The following is a 17,855-nucleotide window of genomic DNA, read 5'->3' on the forward strand; positions in this document are numbered from 1 at the left end:
TCGCTCCTCAGAAACCAAGTGGACCTTTGGCCAAAGCAAGGCCGAGGATCAGGTGGAAAACGACGTAGATACCAACCGAGGTACAGACCCCCGTTACGAGGGACCAAAGGGGTTGTGTCCCCAGGCGCCACGTCAAGTAGGCCGTTGCGAATACAGTCGAAATCAGGAAGCCGATTTCGGGAAGCGCCCAGCTGTATGCAAACATGACAGCTGCCGCGAAGACGATTTCGGCAAATTCGCGCATATGCGGCCATTCCGGTTCGTCGTCGGGGCGCAAGATGAAGTAGAGCGAACAAAGCGCGACGATGGAGCCTACGATGTAGGGGAATGCACGTGGACCAACCACATCGACCATGAAGCTGTCTTTGATCGTTGACGCGGCCCAAATATAGAAGATGGCGAGCGCCAACCCAAAGCCGCCAAAGATGCGGTCACTCATTTTCTCCTCCCTTTCATTTGATGTGCAGTGGGCTGGCCGGTTCATGCGGCCAGCCCGAAGTCGCGTTATTGGATAATGCCAATCTCTTTCGACAGCTTGGTCACATCAGAGATGCTGCCCGCCACGAAGTTGTGCATATCGTCGCCGAAGTTGTTGAAGGGTGCGATTGCAGCTTCTTCAAGGGTTGCCTGGAAGCCCGGGTCGGCAACCATGGTCTTAATGGCGTTCGACCAAAACTCTTTCGCTTCGTCCGAGGCACCAGCGGGCATGTAAAGACCGCGCCAGTTCGCACCAACCACGTCATAGCCCAGCTCTTTTGCGGTGGGGATGTCCGGGTAGTTGGCCAGACGCTCGGGCGCCATGATGCCGATGATGCGGATGTCACCCGACTCCAAGAAACCCAGCATTTCCGAGAAGTCACCTGACAGCGCTTCGGTCGCACCCGAAAGCAGACCTGTCATCGCTTCGCCGCCACCGTCAAACGAGACGTATTTCAGCTGCGTGACGTCTTCCATTCCTGCTTCGCGTGCCACCAGCATGGGCTTGATGTGGTCGAAGCTGCCAACCGACGAGCCACCAGCGATACCGACCGAACGCGGATCTTCCAAGATCGCGTCCATCATGTCTTTTAGCGTCTGGAAGGGCGAGTCTGCGCGAACAGCGATGGCGCCATATTCCGCACCGAAGGTCGCCAGGAAGTGTACGTCATCCTGCGTCGCGTCCTCATAGATGCCCTGCGCTATACGCGCGCTGGTCGACATAGACGCTGCAACGATCAGGTTGTTGTCTTCGTTACGCTCTTTGGTGACGTGGGCAAAGGCAACACCGCCGCCGCCGCCCGACATGTTGGTGACTTGCATCGAATCTTCGATGACACCCAGATCAAAAAGGTGTTTGGCGGTTGTACGGCAGATGAAGTCCCAGCCACCACCCGGGTTGGACGGGGCGATGCACTGCGGGCTTTCAGCTTTGAATTCAGCGGATGCAGTACCCACACCGGCCAGCAGGGCAACGGTAGCGAAGGCGCTTGCACGAGTAAGTTTCATGAACACGAGGTGGTCCTCCCATTTTTTGATGTTCGGTAGCGCGAATCTCGCGCCAGTAACAGGAATTGCATATTTGATTGCAAAAAGCCAATTTAAATTTGCTTTTACGCGGTCAAAAATCCAAAGTCACATTGCTGCATATTAGCCGTACTGTTGCCGCATCGCTGCAAAAGCATTGATTAATAACAACTTATTTTTCTACCCGGCGTCACCGGAGCTTGGCTTTTGTTCTACCGGACTGGCAAAAAACCAATCATGGGCACGTGACAGTTGCAGAAAGGTGTAGACCTAAATCCAATTTTTTGGTTTTTATAACTCATAAAGCCAGAAAACTGGGGCGTTCTGGAAAGGCAAATGCAATCTGGGATGCCCCCAAATCAACCCATCGGTGATTAGGATGTCGGGAAGAACAAGCGAGCTTTCGAGGAAGATCTCCAACCGGCTACTACATGACATAGTGTCCGGCTCCCTAAGTGCCGGAGAGCATGTCAGCGCCCAGCAGGTTGCCGACAGATACGGCGTTTCGCGTACTCCGGTACGCGAAGCTTTGGTTAGCCTTGAAAACCAGAAGGTACTCGTCCGGCAACCAAACCGCGGATATTTTGTTGCAGACAAAATCCCATCAAAGATAAATTCTACCCTGGCAAAAGCGATGCCCGAGGGAAATGAGGACTATCAAACCCTCGCCAACGACTGGCTGACCAACCAGATCCCCGAGGACGTTACTGAACAGTTTTTGCGTCAGCGATATGGCTGGACTAAAACCAAGGCTCACGACCTATTGGCCAGGGCATCCCGAGAAGGATGGGCAGAACGCAAAGAGGGATACGGTTGGCGTTTTTTGCCGGTTGCCAAGACCCCAGAGGCTTTCGATCAGATCTATAGATTTCGAATGGCGATCGAACCCGCCGCCATGCTCGAACCCACTTTCGAGCTTGATCACAAAGTCTTGGATGAACAGCGGCGTATTCAGGAAGGCATGTTGAACATGGACGTGAAATCAGCTCCGGACGAGTCCTTGCTCAAGAACGGTTCGCTGTTTCATGAAGAACTGATCAAACTCTCGGGCAACCCATTTTTCCTGATGTCACTACAGAGAGCCAACCGGATGCGCCGCTTGATGGAGTACCGGGCTGAAGTCAACCGCGAACGCCTTATCGAGCAATGCTCTGAACATCTCGAGATCTTGTCTCTTTTAGAGCGCGGCAACGTTGCAGATGCCTCTTACCGGATGCGCCAACATTTAAGCGGTGCCCTGAAACGCAAATCACCGCTGGCTTGGAGCTGGGCTGCGGACAATCCGACGGAGGCCGATTGAGCGATGCCGCAAGACGTTAGATCTGCGCCCATGATCCACTCGATGGCGCTGGTTGCGCATGACAAGATGAAAGATCAGATGATCGAATGGGCGAATGCGCATAAGTCCGAACTGGCAGAGATGGAATTGTTCGGCACCGGCACGACCGGGGGGCGTATCGCCACTGAAGTCGGGTTACAGATCACCTGTCTGAAAAGTGGCCCTCTCGGAGGTGATGCGCAAATCGGCGCGATGATCGCTGAAGGGCGCCTTGATGCGCTGATCTTTTTCATCGACCCGCTTTCCGCGCTGCCTCACGATGTCGATGTGAAGTCGCTGCTACGACTGGCCACGCTGTATAACACTGCGCTGGCCATCAACGTGGCAAGCGCGACGCTGTTAGTGCGCGCGGCTAGCGTTAAAGCCGCCAAAACAGCCTGAGGATTCACTTTCCGCACGATCTACAGAAATATGAATGTCTGCGGCGGGGCTTTAAGGGGTCATTCAGGTAAATAAAGCTAATGGCAGTTTTGTCCGCGAATGGTGAATTCGTTCAGCGCCAAATCTTGCACGCGCAGCGAATGACCGGAATGCGGGCTGCGACCGCAGAATGCAAGCAGAGTACCGAATGTCTCTTATGGGCCGTCTGCGTGATCAGCTGGCAGCGGGGCAAGGGCTTCTGCTGCAACAGCACCGAGCTCCGAAATGAGCCCAAAATGACTAATGCTGCGCAACGCTCCAAGGTCCGTTTTGTTCGTCCGTAGGATTATTCTGAAAAAACTTCCGATCTGCGGCGGCACAGTAAGTTCCCAGTTATGTCCACGCAGACGTGCTGTTCGATCCTACTGACCACGATTCGCTATGCAAACCACTTTGGCACGCTATTTGCCGATCTAGTACCAGCCTCAGGTCAGCATCCGAAGCCTCGAACAGCACTCCAGTTCCTAGTTTCTCGGGGGCTTTGGTTTGCGCCAGAAGGCGCCTACATTTTTTCAAATGCACTGTATTGGAGTGATTGCCCCATTCCATTTGATCACTTCTGCTGCCAGGTTGTGACCAGCTTTCAGACATTCGCGAACGTCCTTACTCTTGACATGTGCTGCGAGGAAACCAGCATTGAAACTGTCCCCTGCGGCTGTGCTATCAACGACTTCTGCTACGGTGGGCAAACCTTGGGCTTTCTGACAAGTAGTGAGATTGATTGGACCAAGAGCTCCCCGTTTCAGTGCGCCAAATTCCACACCAAGACTGCCTAAACGGCGCAAAACATCTGTTTCGTTTCGATCGCCAAAAAGCTCAATCTCATCGTCCAGTGAAGGCAGCGCGATATCGGTCAGCCGCCACATTTCACGATTTAATTCCCTAGCCGCTTTTGTGCTCTCCCACAGACGTGGCCGGTAATTACTATCGAAGGCAACAGTACCCCCTCCTTTGCAGAAGCCGCTTACAAAATGAAGCAGGTTTCTTCTCACCTCAGGCGTGAGAATTGCTAATGAAATACCGGACAAATACAGTAAATCGTAGCCGGTCAATTCTTCCAATGGAACTGAGCACGGGGCTTGAAAAAGCGTGCGAGCAGCGGAGTCGGAACGCCAGTAAGTAAAGCTGCGCTCGCCGTTTTCGTCCGTATCTATGGCATAGAGACCTGGATTTTTGTCGTCGCGAATTTCAATGCTGGATGTGCCAATTCCGTGTGCGGAAATCGATTTCATAATGATCTGCGAATAGGGATCCGAACCCAACGCCGTACAGTACGCAACAGACACATCGGTGTCGGCTAAAATCCGGCTCAGGTAAACGGCGGTATTGAATGTGTCACCGGCAACGCCCAGCTTTGCGTTGACACCATCATCCGACACAATCTCGATCATCACTTCGCCGATGCAGCAGATCTTCTGAATCGGGCGCTTATTTCTTGCCACCTAAATCTCTCCGAATGTTTGTCGCACCTGATCCCAGGCATTTTCGAGGTGGCGCTTGAGCGCATCCTCAGCTGCGTCTGGGTCGCGCATAAGAACTGCGTCAAATATTTCCTTATGGGCCTTAAAGTTCTTTTGGTTTCGGTCCGGGAGTCGTGGCATTTGCATCCAATGGGGCGCTAGCCACGTTGTGTAGGCCCGGTTGACCGCTGGCAGCACCGGATTCCGAGGAATTTCATACAGGATCCGGTGAAACCCAATATCGGTTTCGTAAAACATTTCGCTGTTATCTATAGACGCCTCGTTTGCTTCCAGCGCCTGTTTCAATGCGGATATATCATGTTTGTCCGCTGTTTTGGCGGCTTCCCGAACCAGCGCTGCCTCAAGCAAGATGCGTGTGTCAAACAGATTTCTAACGCCTCCGGGCTGGTGCAACAGATGCGTGACGATGCTTTCGATCGCGCTGAAAGCACTGTCGTATCCCGGTTTTCGAACCAGCGGGCGGTGCCTCGGGCGCGCTTCAATCAATCCTTTGTTCGACAATGCGACAACTGCTTCGCGAACGACTGTTCGACTGATCCCGAATTCCTCCATCATGTCGCGCTCGGGTGGTAGTGGCTGGCCATCTCCAAGCTCACCGGTCTGGATTCTCTGAGCAAGGATTGCGACGACATTGTCCGCGGCCCTTCCATTTTCAGCTTGGTTTCGCACAAAGATTTCCTTTCGGTAGCAGGGACCACACAGACCGTTGCCTCATGCAGATTAAGTATTACAAGCGCCCAAGGATCAGGTCAGCACAACGATCCCCCATCATCATGGCAGGCGCCTGAGTGTTTCCGGCATTGATATCCGGCATCGCAGACAGGTCGCAAACCCGAAGATTTTCAACGCCTCTCACGCGCATTCGCGGATCAAGAACCGCCAGTGGGTCGTTGTCAGCACCCATTTTCGCGGTACCTGCCGGATGGTAGTTTGTTTTGACAAAACGTCGGCAATACGCGCGCAGGTCTTGGTCTGAGCGCACCTCAGGCTGTGGCAACATGACTTTGTCGATCCGGTCGGCAAGAGGTGGCGCGTTGAATGCCTCGAGAAAGAACCGTTGGCCCTTAACCATCTGGTCCATATCCTCCTCGTCCTTCAAAAGGTTCGGCGACACGCTGGGCATGGCCTTGGGATCGGACGACGACAGCTTGACGGTCCCTCGGGACCTGGGTTTGATTACAACTGTTGTGACCGTCAGCCCATAGCCATCCTCGACCAAATGACGGGTATCGCGGTCGACATAGACGATCGGAACGCAAAAGGCCTGAATCGTTGGCTCTGCCTCCGGGTCCTGAGGATTGACGAAAGCACCTGCTTCAACACCAGCGCTTGTGATCGGACCACTTCCAAAGAGCTTGAACTGAAGGCCATTCCGGATCATGCGCCAGCCTTCACCCTGTCGGTAGTACCCGCCTTTCCCCTTGACGCGTGCAGTGATGGGAACTTCAGGGTGATCCACCAGATTTTCACCGACACCGGGCAAATCCACCGCGCATGGGACATCGAATTCCCGAAGATGTTCGGCCGGGCCTATCCCCGACAGCATCAGGATTTTCGGCGTTACCAGGGAGCCTGCAGAAAGTATCACTTCTCCGCTGCACCTTGCCGTGTAAACATTGCCCCTCCGATCAGCAAACCGAACACCGACGGCTTTGCCGTTCTCAATAACGACGCTCAGAACTTCGGACTGCAAACGCACGGTCAGGTTTGGGTCATTCTTCAGAGGCTCAATAAATGCATACGCTGATGATGACCGTCGACCGTTTCGGTTCATGAATTGATAGAATCCCACACCGCGCTGCCGCTCCCCGTTGAAATCCGGTGAAATCGGTTCGCCCAGGCCCTGAACGGCCTGCACGAACAGCCGGGACAGATCATCGATATGACCCGGGTCGGACACCAACAGCGGTCCACCTGTGCCGTGGAGATCATTGTACAGACGATTGTTGTCTTCCATGCCGCGAAAATGCGGTAGAACCGCATTCCAACTCCAGTCGACGCCGTCATTGCTGCCGTGCAAAATGTCCTGCCACGCGTCGTAATCTGATGGGCGCCCGCGCATGTAAACCTGCGCATTCACAGACGAACCTCCACCAAGCACATGCCCTTGGGGGATGTCGTGGACGCGCCCTCCCAGATGCTCCTGTTCTACAGTCTTGTGATAGCGCATGAATTTCGTGCCGTTAATCATTTTGAAAATACCCGGCGGCATGTCCAAAAGCGGGTGTTTGTTGGAATGCCCCGCCTCAAGAAGAAGAACCCGGTTTTTCCCGTCCTTGGCCAACCGAGCGGCGACCACGCAGCCGGCGGCCCCTCCTCCCGCAACGATATAGTCGTATTCGACGGCCATACTGCTCCTCCCATAGAACAACGCCTGTTTAGTGATGCATGCAGGACATGCGCCTCCGGCAGCCTAAAAACCATTCTCGTTGGAAGGCTTTCGGAGCAGCGGCACCTCAGGCATATATGATCGTACCAAAACTTTCAAGGGAGAGCCCAAAATATCAAATATGGCACATTTTTCACGTTTTCTCTTGACCTAAGCGCGAATCTAGGTGAGTTAGAAATATGTTTGGTACGACCAAAGGTGAATCGTGTTAGATTTTGATATCCAGTCCGGAAAGATCCTCAAAGCGCATATGCTCATCGATGGCGCGTGGGTCGACGACGCGGCCGGTGATCGGGTCGAAGTGGAAAATCCAGCGAACGAGCAAGTTTTCGCCACGGTACCGCTTGGATCGGAAGATGATGTGGCGCGAGCGTTGGAAGCGGCGCATAAAGCGCAATCTGACTGGGAAATGGTCCCGGCTGTGCAGCGCGGGCGAATTGTTCGGCGGCTTGGCGAACTCGTTTTGAAACGGACCGATGATCTGGCTCGGATCATCACGATGGAACAGGGCAAACCCTTCAATCAGGCGCTGGGTGAAGTCACCGCCTCGGCTGAGTTCTTGTTTAACGCTGCCGATAATGCGCGGCGCATCGAGGGGGATATTCTTGTCTCGGACAACCCCGATGAAGAGATTTTCATTCGACGCCACCCCTACGGCGTGGTCGTCGGGTTGACCGCCTGGAATTACCCGTCTGCTCTTGTCACCCGCAAGCTTGGCCCCGCCCTGGTCGCCGGGAACGGTTTTGTTCTGCTTTCGCACGAGATCACACCGCTTTCCGGTTTGTTTATCGCTGCACTTGCGCAGCAAGCGGGGGTGCCGACCGGACTGTTCAATGTGATTACGGGCCGAGGCCCTGTGGCGGGTCAAGCCCTTGTGCAGCACCCACTCACGTCTATGGTGACTATGACCGGCAGCAACCGGGCTGGACGCGAGATATTTCGGGCCGGCGCCGACGGGATGAAAGTCTTGCGCCTGGAGCTCGGGGGAAAAGCGCCCTTCATCGTACTGGAAGACGCCGACATAGACCGGGCCGTTGAAGCGGCGATGGTTTCGCGATTCACGAATTGCGGTCAGATCTGTACTTGCAATGAGCGGATGTACCTGCATCGTTCAATCGCCGATGAGTTCCTCGAGAAATTTGTTTCAAAAGCCGCAGCCATGACGATCGGCGACCCTATGGACAACCCGGACATGGGCCCAAAGGTCAGTGGACCAGAGGTCGACAAGGTGGCTTCACTGGTCCGGGCGTCGATCGAGGCTGGTGCCGAAGTGCTTCTGGAAGGCGGCCCACTGAACCAAGGCCCCCACTCGAAAGGTCATTGGATGGCCCCAACGGTTTTGGAAGTCAAAGACAACAACACAGCCGTGGTTAAAAACGAAGTATTCGGGCCAGTGGTGCCTGCCATTCGAGTGGACGGTTTTGATCAGGCATTGGCGATGGCAAATGACACCGCATTCGGATTGTCCGCCTATGTCTTCACAGCAAATCATCGCCGCATCATGCAAACCCCTAAAGCGCTGAAGTTTGGCGAGATTTACGTCAATCGGGCCAATGGTGAACAGGTGCACGCGTTCCACAACGGTTGGGGTCAGTCCGGCTTGGGCGGAGAAGATGGGAAATACGGTTTCGACGGGTACCTGCGAAAGCAGAGCCTTTATCTAAACTGGGGGTGATCCCGGTAATTCAGCGGCTTGGAGGATGCGGCCGCGTTAAACTTGGAGGAGATGTAATGAAACGTCGTAACATGCTTGGATCAGCAATTGCTCTCAGCGTCGGCCTGGGGGCCGGACTGGCCATCGCCGAGACACCGCCGCTGGAGGCCAAAGACACGTATCGTGTGGGCTTCCCACAAATGGAGTCCAACAATCCATGGCGCATCGCGCAAACCAAATCCTTCCACGATACAGCCGAAACCTGCGGCTGGGATTTGATAGCGACCGACGCCGCCGGGTCTGCCGCCAAACAGGTTGCGGATGTGGATTCAATGATCGCGCAGGGTATCGACGTTTTGTTCCTTCCCCCACGCGAAGAAAAACCACTCATCCCTGCCGTCATGAAGGCAAAAGCCGCCGGAATTCCGACCTTTCTGGTAGACCGCTCGGTTGATCCAAGCGTTGCGCAGGCGGGCGACCACTACGTATCATTCCTTGGGTCTGATTTTATTGAGCAGGGCCAACGCGCCGCAGACTGGCTGATAGCAAATTTTAGCGGTGAAAAAGGCGTTATTGTCGAGCTTGAAGGGACGACCGGATCTTCACCGGCAAATGACCGGAAAAAAGGTTTTGACGATCAGATCGCGACGGATGACCGGTTTGAAATCGTCGCTTCCCAAACCGGCGACTTTGCCCGCGATCTGGGGCGTCAGGTGATGGAAACACTGCTACAGGCGCATCCGGACGTGAATGTTGTCTACGCCCATAACGATGAAATGGCGATTGGCGCTATTCAAGCACTGGAGCTTGCGGGTCGTAAACCGGGGGAAGATGTAATCATCGTGTCGATCGACGGCACACGCGATGCCCTGCAGGCCATTATTGACGGCAAGATGGGTGTCACTGTTGAAAGCTCACCTTTCTTCGGTCCGCTCGCTTGTGACGTTATGAAACGGTACGCGGCCGGGGAAGAAATTCCCGGCTGGATCAAGGTCGAAGATCGGATCTTCACCAAGGACAACGCCGCCGATCATATCGACGAAGCCTATTAACCACTCCCTGTGTCGGAGGGGGCGGTATGCCGTCCCCTTTGATGCCTCTCATCGCAAGAGATCACGCAAATGACCGATTTGATCGAAATGAGCGGTATCTGTAAGGCGTTCGCCGGTGTGGTAGCCTTGCAGGATGCCCAGCTTCATTTGAAGCCCGGTGAAGTTCATGCGGTTATTGGCCAGAACGGCGCCGGAAAATCCACCCTTATCAAGATACTCACAGGTGTTTACCGCAAGGATTCCGGAAGTGTTAAAATCAACGGCTCTGAAACCGGAATCAGCACTCCCCGTGAAGCACAGGATGCAGGGATTGCAACGATTTATCAGGAGCTGAGCCTCGTACCCCTGCGCAGCGTGACGGAAAACGTGATGATGGGGTACGAGCCACGCACGAAACTCGGGCTAATCGATTGGCAACGCGCGCACCTGCAGGCCGAAAAGACTTTGAAACGGTTCGGCGTGGACATCGATGTTCGCGCGCAACTTGGAACCTATTCCACCGCGATACAGCAGCTTGTTGCGATTGCCCGTGCCGCTTCGATGAAAGCGCAGGTTGTGATCATGGACGAAGCCACATCGTCCCTGGACGATCAGGAAATAGATATCCTTTTCGGGGTCGTGCGTGAACTGAAAAAGCAAGGCGTTGCAATCCTGTACATCTCGCATTTTCTGGATGAGCTCTACCAGATCTGTGATCGGGTGACGATCATGCGGGACGGTCAGACAGTTGGTCAGCATGTGGTCTCCGAGACAACCAAATTAGGGTTGATTTCGGAAATGCTGGGTCGCGACCCGGAAGAAATCGAAGCGGCAGGTATGACCGGTCTGGGCGGTGAAAAGCGAAATCAGCCTGGTGAGGTTTTGCTGGAGGCTGACGAGATATCCACCGGCCACGGATTGAAAGACGTCACGGTATCGGTGCGCAAAGGCGAGATCGTCGGTTTGGGCGGCCTGCTTGGAGCTGGCCGAACTGAAGTTGCACGGGCACTGTTCGGGCTGGATGCCTTAAGAAAAGGTAAAATCACCCATCGCGACGGCCCGGATCGCATCAGCAATCCGGCACATGCGATCGAAGCCGGTATCGGCTTTTTAACCGAGGATCGCAAACGCGAAGGGATCATTCCGCATATGTCTGTGCGCGAAAACATGACTCTCGCCCTGCTGCCCCGGCTTCGGAAATTCGGCGGGGTGGATCGCAAGCGAGAGCAGGAGCTGGTGGGGTCTTTCATATGTTCCCTGGGTATCAAAACCGCAAGCATGGAACAGCCGATCCGTGAATTGTCGGGCGGCAATCAGCAAAAGGTCTTGCTTGCGCGATGGCTGGCGCTCGATCCAAGACTGCTGATTCTCGATGAACCGACCCGCGGGGTCGATGTCGGCGCCAAATTCGAAATCCAGTCGATCATCCGAGACTATGTTGAAAAAGGTCTTGGCGTTCTTCTGATCAGCTCAGAATTCGAGGAACTGGTGGAAGGGGCGGACCGGATCGTCGTGCTGCAGGACGGCCATTCCGTCACGGAACTGGAAAACCCCGGGGTAACCGAGGAAAGGCTGATCGCTGCCATCGCCCACCATTATGAAAGGGGTGCAGCATGACCCCAGAGAACAAACAAACCTTGAACACCAGCGGAACCTCAGGAACGCGACTTCAGTTCGACTGGAGCTGGGTCAGCAACAACGGGGGAGTGATCGCACTGATCGTGATCCTGGCTTTCAACGTTATAGTGACACCAAACTTCCTGAACCCTCAAACCCTGTTCGTGAATATCAGTCAGGTAGCAACAATTGCGATTGTGGCTGTCGGGATGACACTGGTGATTGCCACTGGCGGCATTGACCTGAGCGTTGGTGCGGTCATGGCGTTGGCAGGGGCGATGGCACCCCTGATCTTCACGTCACCGTTTGCCGAAGCGAACCCCCAAATAGGGCTGGTTCTGTCTATTGTTGTGCCTGTGTTGGTGGCATTGCTTTGTGGTGCATTCAACGGGTTCATGGTGAGTTACCTCAATGTACAACCCATTGTCGCGACGTTGATTTTCTTTATCTCCGGTCGTGGAATCGCATTGGTTCTTACCAACGGAAATCTCCAGACATTCACTAACCCGGAATTCAGTTATCTGGGTACAGGCAAGATCCTTGGGTTTCCGTTTCAGGGTTATCTGGTCCTTTTGATCGCAGTCGTGGTGTGGTGGGTCGTGAACCAGACGGTATTTGGCCGTCAGCTCTTGGCAGTGGGCGGAAACGAGAAGGCCGCGCGATTGTCCGGCGTTCCTGTCAAACGGGTCAAGATCGGGGCCTACGTGATCTGCGCCGGACTTTCCGGCATGGCAGGCCTGATCGTTGTCGCAATAAACTCCGCTTCGGACGCGGCACGGATTGGCAACCTGATGGAACTGGACGCAATCGCAGCAGCCGTTGTGGGTGGTGCTTTGTTGCAGGGCGGTAAAGCGCCCATATTCGGCGCCATACTGGGTGCCGTGATCATACAGCTCGTCAAATACACGCTATTGGCCAACGGGGTCGCGGATGAAGTCGCGTTGATCGCCAAAGCCGGGATCATCGTGACAGCAGTATACCTTCAGCAAGCGCGCAAGGAGTAAACCGATGCTTGATACATCTGCATTTGACCTGCGCCGCTATCTGCAAGGCAGTACACACAGCATCGGCGTTTGGATCGCGCTTGTCATCCTGATCCTGTTCGGATTGCTGCGCTACGAAAACTTTGGTGGAGCCTACAATATCTCCTCCTTCTTAAACTATAATGCGATGTTCATCGTGATCTCTGTCGGGATGTGCTTTGTGATCCTGACGGGTGGCATCGATCTGTCGGTAGGCTCTGTTGCGGCGTTCACCTCGGTTGTTGCAGCTTATTTATCACCCTACGGAATCCAGATCGCTTTGCCCGGCGCGGTGGCCGCTGGTCTGGCAATTGGGGGGCTGAACGCGTTTTTCGTTGTCGCAATGCGCATTCCACCTTTTATCGCCACGCTCGCCACGATGCTGGGTGCCAAAGGCGGCGCTTTGGTGATCTCGGGTGCACAGACGATTTCGATCGACTGGGAATCGAACTTTACCAAAATGGGCCTCGAAAAGGCGTTCGGTGTTCTGCCCTGGACCATTGTGATCACCTTTGTACTGGTCGTCGCGCTGTGGATTGTTCTGGAGAAGACGTCACTGGGGCGCACAGTTCTTGCCGTCGGTGGCGGTGAGGATGCCAGCATCATGATGGGCTTGAGCGTCACAAAAGCGAAGATCTTTGTCTACACGCTGAGCGGCGGTTGCGCGGGTCTGGCTGGTGTCTTTCTGGCCTCCGGATTTGGCGCAGGTCAGCCTCTAGAAGGTGTCGGGTGGGAATTGTCTGCGATCGCATCTGTTGTTGTTGGCGGCACATTGCTGACCGGTGGCCTGGGATCTGTCCCGGCAACCGTCGCAGGTGCACTGTTGCTGGGTCTGGTTTTCAACATCCTGAACTTCGAGAACGGCCGAGGTGTCATCAGCCTGAGCGCATACTGGCAGATGGTGATCCGCGGCGCCTTCCTGTTTGTCGTGATTGTCTTCCAAAGCCGCGTGGCGTCATCATCCAAGGAAGGAACGGTTTGACATGGGAAAAATCGCAAGCGTTTCCGTGAACCTGTTTGATGTCCCCCTTGCGGAGGTACTGACGGATGCGAAACACGGAGATCATACGCATTTCGAATTGGTCACTGCGACAGTCCGGCTTGAAGATGGCAGCGAAGGCACCGGCTATACCTATACCGGTGGCAAGGGCGGGCGATCCATCGCCGCAATGATCGAACATGATCTGGCATCCTTCCTGACCGGGGAAGAGGCCGACAATGTAGAATCGTTGTACGATGCGATGCAGTGGCATGTTCACTACGTTGCCCGAGGCGGCATAGCATCCTTTGCAATTTCCGCCGTCGATATCGCGTTGTGGGATTTACGGTGCAAATCTCTGGGCAAACCTCTCTGGCAGATTGCAGGCGGTCACAGCAACAGATGCCGAGCCTATGCGGGTGGTATTGACCTGAATTTCCCGCTTCCGAAATTGCTCGCCTCCATTCAGGAATACTTGGACCAAGGCTTCAACGGCGTAAAAATCAAAATCGGGCAGCCCACACTGGAGGAAGATGTCGCTCGGGTCGAAGCGGTACGGAACCTGATTGGACCGGACATCACGTTCATGGTTGACGCCAACTATTCCATGAGTGTGGAACAGGCAATTACCGCCGCGCGTGCTTTTGAGCCTTACAATCTGACCTGGTTCGAGGAGCCGACTATCCCCGACGACTACAAGGGCTTTGGGCGCATCGCGACCAACTCGAACATTCCATTGGCCATGGGTGAAAACCTACACACGATCCACGAATTTGAATACGCAGTGGCAGATGCGTCGCTGGGTTACCTACAGCCGGACGCGTCCAATTGCGGCGGTGTAACGGGTTGGCTGCAAGTCGCGAAACTCAGCCGGGACCACAATCTGCCGATTTGTTCGCATGGAATGCAGGAATTGCATGTCAGCCTTGTCAGCGCGCAGGAAAACGCCGGCTGGATCGAAGTACATTCCTTCCCGATTGACCAATACACCACCCGCCCGCTTCACGTCGAAAACCATTTGGCCGTTGCTCCTGACGATCCTGGGATCGGCGTCACCTTCGATTGGAACAAGCTTCGCCAAGCGCACGAGGAAATGCACTCATGACTCCAGACAAGATAACCGCGGCCTACTACCGTGGTGACAAGACATTCATCGTCGAGACAACCGAAGTGCCACAACCAAAACCGGGTGAAGTTCTTTTAAAGATCGCCTACTGCGGCATTTGCGGCACCGACATGCATGTCTACCACGGAAATATGGACGCACGCGTCGGGCTGAACCGCATCGTCGGTCATGAAATGTCGGCTACTGTGGCGGAGGTTGGCGAAGGTGTGTCCGAGTTTGACATGGGCCAGAAAGTCGTCGTGCGTCCCCTGGCAGCCTGCGGCAATTGTCCGGCCTGCGCGGAAGGATATTCGCACATTTGTCACAACCTGCAATTTCTGGGCTTGGACACGGATGGGGCCATGCAGGAATACTGGTCCGTTCCGGCCGAGACCCTGCATGTTCTACCAGAAGATATACGCCTGGACCATGCCGCGCTGATCGAGCCGGTGGCGGTCGCCTGTCACGACGTGCGGTTATCGCAGTTAACACCCGGCGAAAACGCTGTAGTCATCGGTGGCGGACCCATTGGTGTACTGGTCGCTATGGTCGCCAGAGAAGCAGGAGGCAACGTCACAATCTCAGAGGTCAACGAAAACCGCCTGAGAATCGCGGACCAGCTTGGTTTCGATACCGTCAATCCTTTGAAAAGCGATCTGGTCGCAGCGATCAACGAAAAGACGGGTGGCAAAGGGGCGGAGGTCGTGTTTGAAGTATCCGGGTCTCAGCCCGGCGTAGATGCCATGACGACCGTCGCCGCGACCCGCGGGCGTATCGTGATGGTGGCAATCCATGCGGCACCTCCCAAGGTGGACATGTTTCAGTTTTTCTGGCGCGAACTCAAGTTGATTGGAGCCCGAGTTTACGAGCCCCAGGATTACGAGAAAGCCATAGAACTTATCAGGAATGGCGAGGTGGATGCGGAGACAATCATAACCGATGTCAGCCCGCTGACGGATATCCAATCTGCATTCGAGGCGCTCGACAGCAGCCCGGTTGCGATGAAAAGCCTGATCAAGGTCGGAGGCGGACAATGAGAGGTTTACCGATGTTTGACTTGAGCGGAAAAACAGCGCTCGTCACCGGCTGCAAGCGCGGGATCGGTCGGAGCATGGCAGAAGCTTTGGCAGAGGCGGGTGCCGACATTGTAGGCGTCAGCGCAACTCTGGAGCTGGAAAACAGCGAGGTGGAAAAGACGGTCCGTGCATTTGGGCGCGCATTCAAAGCGTATCAGTGCGATTTCCGAGACAGGGAAGCCGTACTTCAATTCGCGGCCCAGTTGTCTCAGGACGGCATTGTCCCAGATGTTCTCGTCAACAACGCTGGAACGATCAAACGTGCCCCCGCCGCTGAGCACTCGGATGAGTACTGGGACGAAGTCATCGACGTGAACCTTTCCGCTCAGTTCATTCTGGCGCGTGAGATAGGTGCCGCGATGTTGAAGCGCGGCAGCGGAAAGATCGTTTTCACGGCTTCACTTCTGACTTTCCAGGGGGGGATCACAGTGCCAGGATATGCGGCCTCCAAAGGCGGGATCGGCCAACTGACAAAAGCGCTGGCCAATGAATGGGGGGGCAAAGGCATAAGCGTCAATGCGATTGCGCCCGGCTACGTCGCGACCGACAATACGAAGGCCTTGCGCGACGACCCGACCCGTTCGCAGGCTATTCTTGAACGGATACCATTGGGTCGGTGGGGTAAACCGGACGACTTTGCAGGTCCGGCCGTGTTCCTGAGTTCTCCAGCGTCCGACTACGTAAATGGTGAAATTCTTGTTGTGGATGGCGGTTGGATGGGCCGCTAACAACAGCATTTCTCAGGCGCTGGTATACCGAAACTCGCTAGGTAGCTAAGCCCACAGCAGGACAACAACACCGCCCATGAGCGTGGGCCTCACTGAGGATTTCGAAAGCCAAAATCTGAGCCAACTGTATTGAAAACACGCCGATCAGCGCGGTTTTACGCTCAACTTCATGCCTAAGTCCACGGCTATTGAAGCAATCTGGAGTTTCTAGTGCGGACGTTGAATCGATTGAGTACAATGGCGGCTTTGTCCGCGTTGCTGTCATTGGGGCATCACGCAGCATTGGTCAAAGTGGGACTCATTTCGGGCACTCGCCACGATCTGCCCCACGGACGGTTACTTGGAGGAAAGCCGGCTTTGTCTGCAAGGGTGAAGGGAGCTTTTCAACTTACATTACACCAACGGATTTCAGCCTATCTGCTGCCGTACTCCAGTGAACTCCAGCCTCTTCTGCCGCTCTATTTACTGATGATGTTTCCCGGAACACTCGCACAAGATTCTCAATATCAATCCCGCGCCGATGGTTGCCTCGCTTTATCGGTTCGCCCGCATCTGCAATCCAATTTGATAGCGTCTCCGGTTTTGGCCCATGCCTGGTCGCCAGTTGATTCAAGCTGGCATCGTCAGAAAATTCTCTTCTCAACTGGGCCAGAAAACCCACGCCGTGGGCTTCAAGGACATTTCTCGCAGACTTCAGACTCAAACAGTACCGAGCAGCAAAACTCCCAAGACGGGGATCGATCAGATACGTCGACCGAATTTCTTTAGCTGGAACGCGACGCACCACAATTTGAGAATGTGTCCTGACTCCGTGCGCGAGTACCTTTCCATTCCGACAAACAAACGAGAATCCGACCGGGAGTATCATTTCAATCGCCAAAACGGGGGGTAAAACGAAAACAATTCGACGAAATCCTCTTCGTTCGTTGACGCAAAGAATCGCAGCTGATTCATTCCGTATGAAAGCACGATCAAAGTAGTTTGACGAGGCGCTATGAATGTCGATCTCCAGCACCATGAGCTTTTGAAATTCAGACTGCGCTCCGTAGGCAGTTCACTGGCTGAAGTCGCAAAAAGTCTTGGTATCTCGCAATCAACGGTAACAGTTGTCTGCCAGGGGCGTCGACGATCGCACCGAGTTCAAACAGCCATCGCTGAACGCCTCGGCACAACTCCTCAACAGCTCTTTCCTGATCGTTATTCGTCTGAGGAGGGGCAAACCATGTAGTAAGCCTTTCTCAAAAAGGAAAAGACCTCCTGATCGCCAAACCTAGGAGGCCTTTTGCTGAAGTGTCGAATAGTGTGTCCGGCACTTCTTCATCGCCCGAGACACAGAAAAAGTCAACCTGCCTGGAGAACAGATGTCTTTCGGCGGGCTCTCTCAAAGCATCAAGAAGAAGGGGCAGTTTGCGCCTCTCAGCAAAACCATAGCTGCTGTCCGTCGTCAGGGATTTTGGGACAGATGGCCGCCTGATCTAAGAGAGGGTCTGGCTCAACTGGTTGTTGTGATT

Annotated in this window: 17 protein-coding genes; 11 read left to right on the forward strand and 6 right to left on the reverse strand. The window is 54.6% G+C overall.

All coding sequences use genetic code 11. From position 1 onward, the window contains the following. Window positions 1-7: 7 nt before the first annotated feature. Window positions 8-439 carry a tripartite tricarboxylate transporter TctB family protein gene (locus AC2FLD_RS12040; protein ID WP_496669332.1) on the reverse strand — a complete coding sequence of 144 codons (432 nt, stop codon included), beginning with the start codon at window positions 437-439 and terminating at the stop codon, window positions 8-10. A gap of 65 nt (window positions 440-504) precedes the next feature. Then, complete coding sequence (locus AC2FLD_RS12045) at window positions 505-1,485, reverse strand: Bug family tripartite tricarboxylate transporter substrate binding protein (protein WP_282027314.1); 981 nt, start codon at window positions 1,483-1,485, stop codon at window positions 505-507. A gap of 397 nt (window positions 1,486-1,882) precedes the next feature. Here AC2FLD_RS12045 and AC2FLD_RS12050 point away from each other — a divergent pair, with 397 nt between their 5' ends. Together AC2FLD_RS12050 and AC2FLD_RS12055 are read left to right on the forward strand one after the other, a co-directional pair. Next, complete coding sequence (locus tag AC2FLD_RS12050) at window positions 1,883-2,803, forward strand: GntR family transcriptional regulator (protein WP_282027315.1); 921 nt, start codon at window positions 1,883-1,885, stop codon at window positions 2,801-2,803. A gap of 3 nt (window positions 2,804-2,806) precedes the next feature. Then, entirely contained in the window at window positions 2,807-3,223 is a 417-nt protein-coding gene (locus tag AC2FLD_RS12055) for a methylglyoxal synthase (RefSeq protein ID WP_496669331.1), read from the forward strand. A 551-nt stretch (window positions 3,224-3,774) separates the two neighbouring features. Here AC2FLD_RS12055 and AC2FLD_RS12060 read toward each other — a convergent pair. Genes AC2FLD_RS12060 through AC2FLD_RS12070 form a run of 3 tightly spaced genes read right to left on the reverse strand, consistent with a single transcriptional unit; the run spans window position 3,775 to window position 7,093 of the window. Then, the gene (locus AC2FLD_RS12060; protein WP_496669329.1) at window positions 3,775-4,704 is read right to left on the reverse strand and encodes a sugar kinase; all 930 of its coding nucleotides are present in this window, start codon (window positions 4,702-4,704) and stop codon (window positions 3,775-3,777) included. Beyond that, window positions 4,705-5,412 (reverse strand): FCD domain-containing protein, encoded by a 708-nt coding sequence (locus tag AC2FLD_RS12065; RefSeq protein ID WP_200818573.1) that lies wholly within the window; start codon window positions 5,410-5,412, stop codon window positions 4,705-4,707. It abuts the gene before it with no gap. 58 nt (window positions 5,413-5,470) lie between these two features. Continuing rightward, a complete protein-coding gene (locus AC2FLD_RS12070) occupies window positions 5,471-7,093 on the reverse strand; it encodes a GMC family oxidoreductase (protein ID WP_496669328.1) in 1,623 nt (540 codons plus the stop codon). 244 nt (window positions 7,094-7,337) lie between these two features. Here AC2FLD_RS12070 and AC2FLD_RS12075 point away from each other — a divergent pair, with 244 nt between their 5' ends. The 8 genes from AC2FLD_RS12075 to AC2FLD_RS12110 all read left to right on the forward strand — a co-directional run bounded on the left by AC2FLD_RS12075 (window position 7,338) and on the right by AC2FLD_RS12110 (window position 16,344). Beyond that, entirely contained in the window at window positions 7,338-8,807 is a 1,470-nt protein-coding gene (locus AC2FLD_RS12075) for an aldehyde dehydrogenase family protein (protein ID WP_496669326.1), read from the forward strand. A 56-nt stretch (window positions 8,808-8,863) separates the two neighbouring features. Next, window positions 8,864-9,838, forward strand: coding sequence for an ABC transporter substrate-binding protein (locus AC2FLD_RS12080; RefSeq protein ID WP_085823073.1), 975 nt, complete (start codon window positions 8,864-8,866; stop codon window positions 9,836-9,838). 69 nt (window positions 9,839-9,907) lie between these two features. Beyond that, window positions 9,908-11,434 carry a sugar ABC transporter ATP-binding protein gene (locus tag AC2FLD_RS12085; RefSeq protein ID WP_496669325.1) on the forward strand — a complete coding sequence of 509 codons (1,527 nt, stop codon included), beginning with the start codon at window positions 9,908-9,910 and terminating at the stop codon, window positions 11,432-11,434. Further along, window positions 11,431-12,438 carry an ABC transporter permease gene (locus AC2FLD_RS12090; RefSeq protein WP_085823074.1) on the forward strand — a complete coding sequence of 336 codons (1,008 nt, stop codon included), beginning with the start codon at window positions 11,431-11,433 and terminating at the stop codon, window positions 12,436-12,438. Before AC2FLD_RS12085 ends, AC2FLD_RS12090 begins: the two co-directional genes overlap by 4 nt. A gap of 4 nt (window positions 12,439-12,442) precedes the next feature. Next, window positions 12,443-13,438, forward strand: a complete 996-nt coding sequence (locus AC2FLD_RS12095; protein ID WP_085823075.1) for an ABC transporter permease — start codon at window positions 12,443-12,445, stop codon at window positions 13,436-13,438. A gap of 1 nt (window position 13,439) precedes the next feature. Then, window positions 13,440-14,540 carry a mandelate racemase/muconate lactonizing enzyme family protein gene (locus AC2FLD_RS12100; protein WP_085823076.1) on the forward strand — a complete coding sequence of 367 codons (1,101 nt, stop codon included), beginning with the start codon at window positions 13,440-13,442 and terminating at the stop codon, window positions 14,538-14,540. Beyond that, window positions 14,537-15,577 (forward strand): zinc-dependent alcohol dehydrogenase, encoded by a 1,041-nt coding sequence (locus AC2FLD_RS12105; protein WP_496669323.1) that lies wholly within the window; start codon window positions 14,537-14,539, stop codon window positions 15,575-15,577. The genes AC2FLD_RS12100 and AC2FLD_RS12105 overlap by 4 nt, the downstream gene beginning before the upstream one ends. A gap of 11 nt (window positions 15,578-15,588) precedes the next feature. Continuing rightward, window positions 15,589-16,344, forward strand: coding sequence for an SDR family oxidoreductase (locus AC2FLD_RS12110; RefSeq protein WP_234995213.1), 756 nt, complete (start codon window positions 15,589-15,591; stop codon window positions 16,342-16,344). Between the two features lie 388 nt (window positions 16,345-16,732). Here the strand turns inward: AC2FLD_RS12110 and AC2FLD_RS12115 are convergent, their stop codons facing one another. Then, window positions 16,733-17,359, reverse strand: a complete 627-nt coding sequence (locus tag AC2FLD_RS12115) for a hypothetical protein (protein WP_496669670.1) — start codon at window positions 17,357-17,359, stop codon at window positions 16,733-16,735. On the opposite strand from AC2FLD_RS12115, the gene AC2FLD_RS12120 reads away from it, so the two are divergent. Beyond that, window positions 17,339-17,572, forward strand: coding sequence for a helix-turn-helix domain-containing protein (locus AC2FLD_RS12120; RefSeq protein ID WP_496669321.1), 234 nt, complete (start codon window positions 17,339-17,341; stop codon window positions 17,570-17,572). The genes AC2FLD_RS12115 and AC2FLD_RS12120 overlap by 21 nt on opposite strands. Window positions 17,573-17,855 lie beyond the last annotated feature (283 nt).

This window comes from Ruegeria sp. CDSA021 (genome assembly GCF_059612325.1).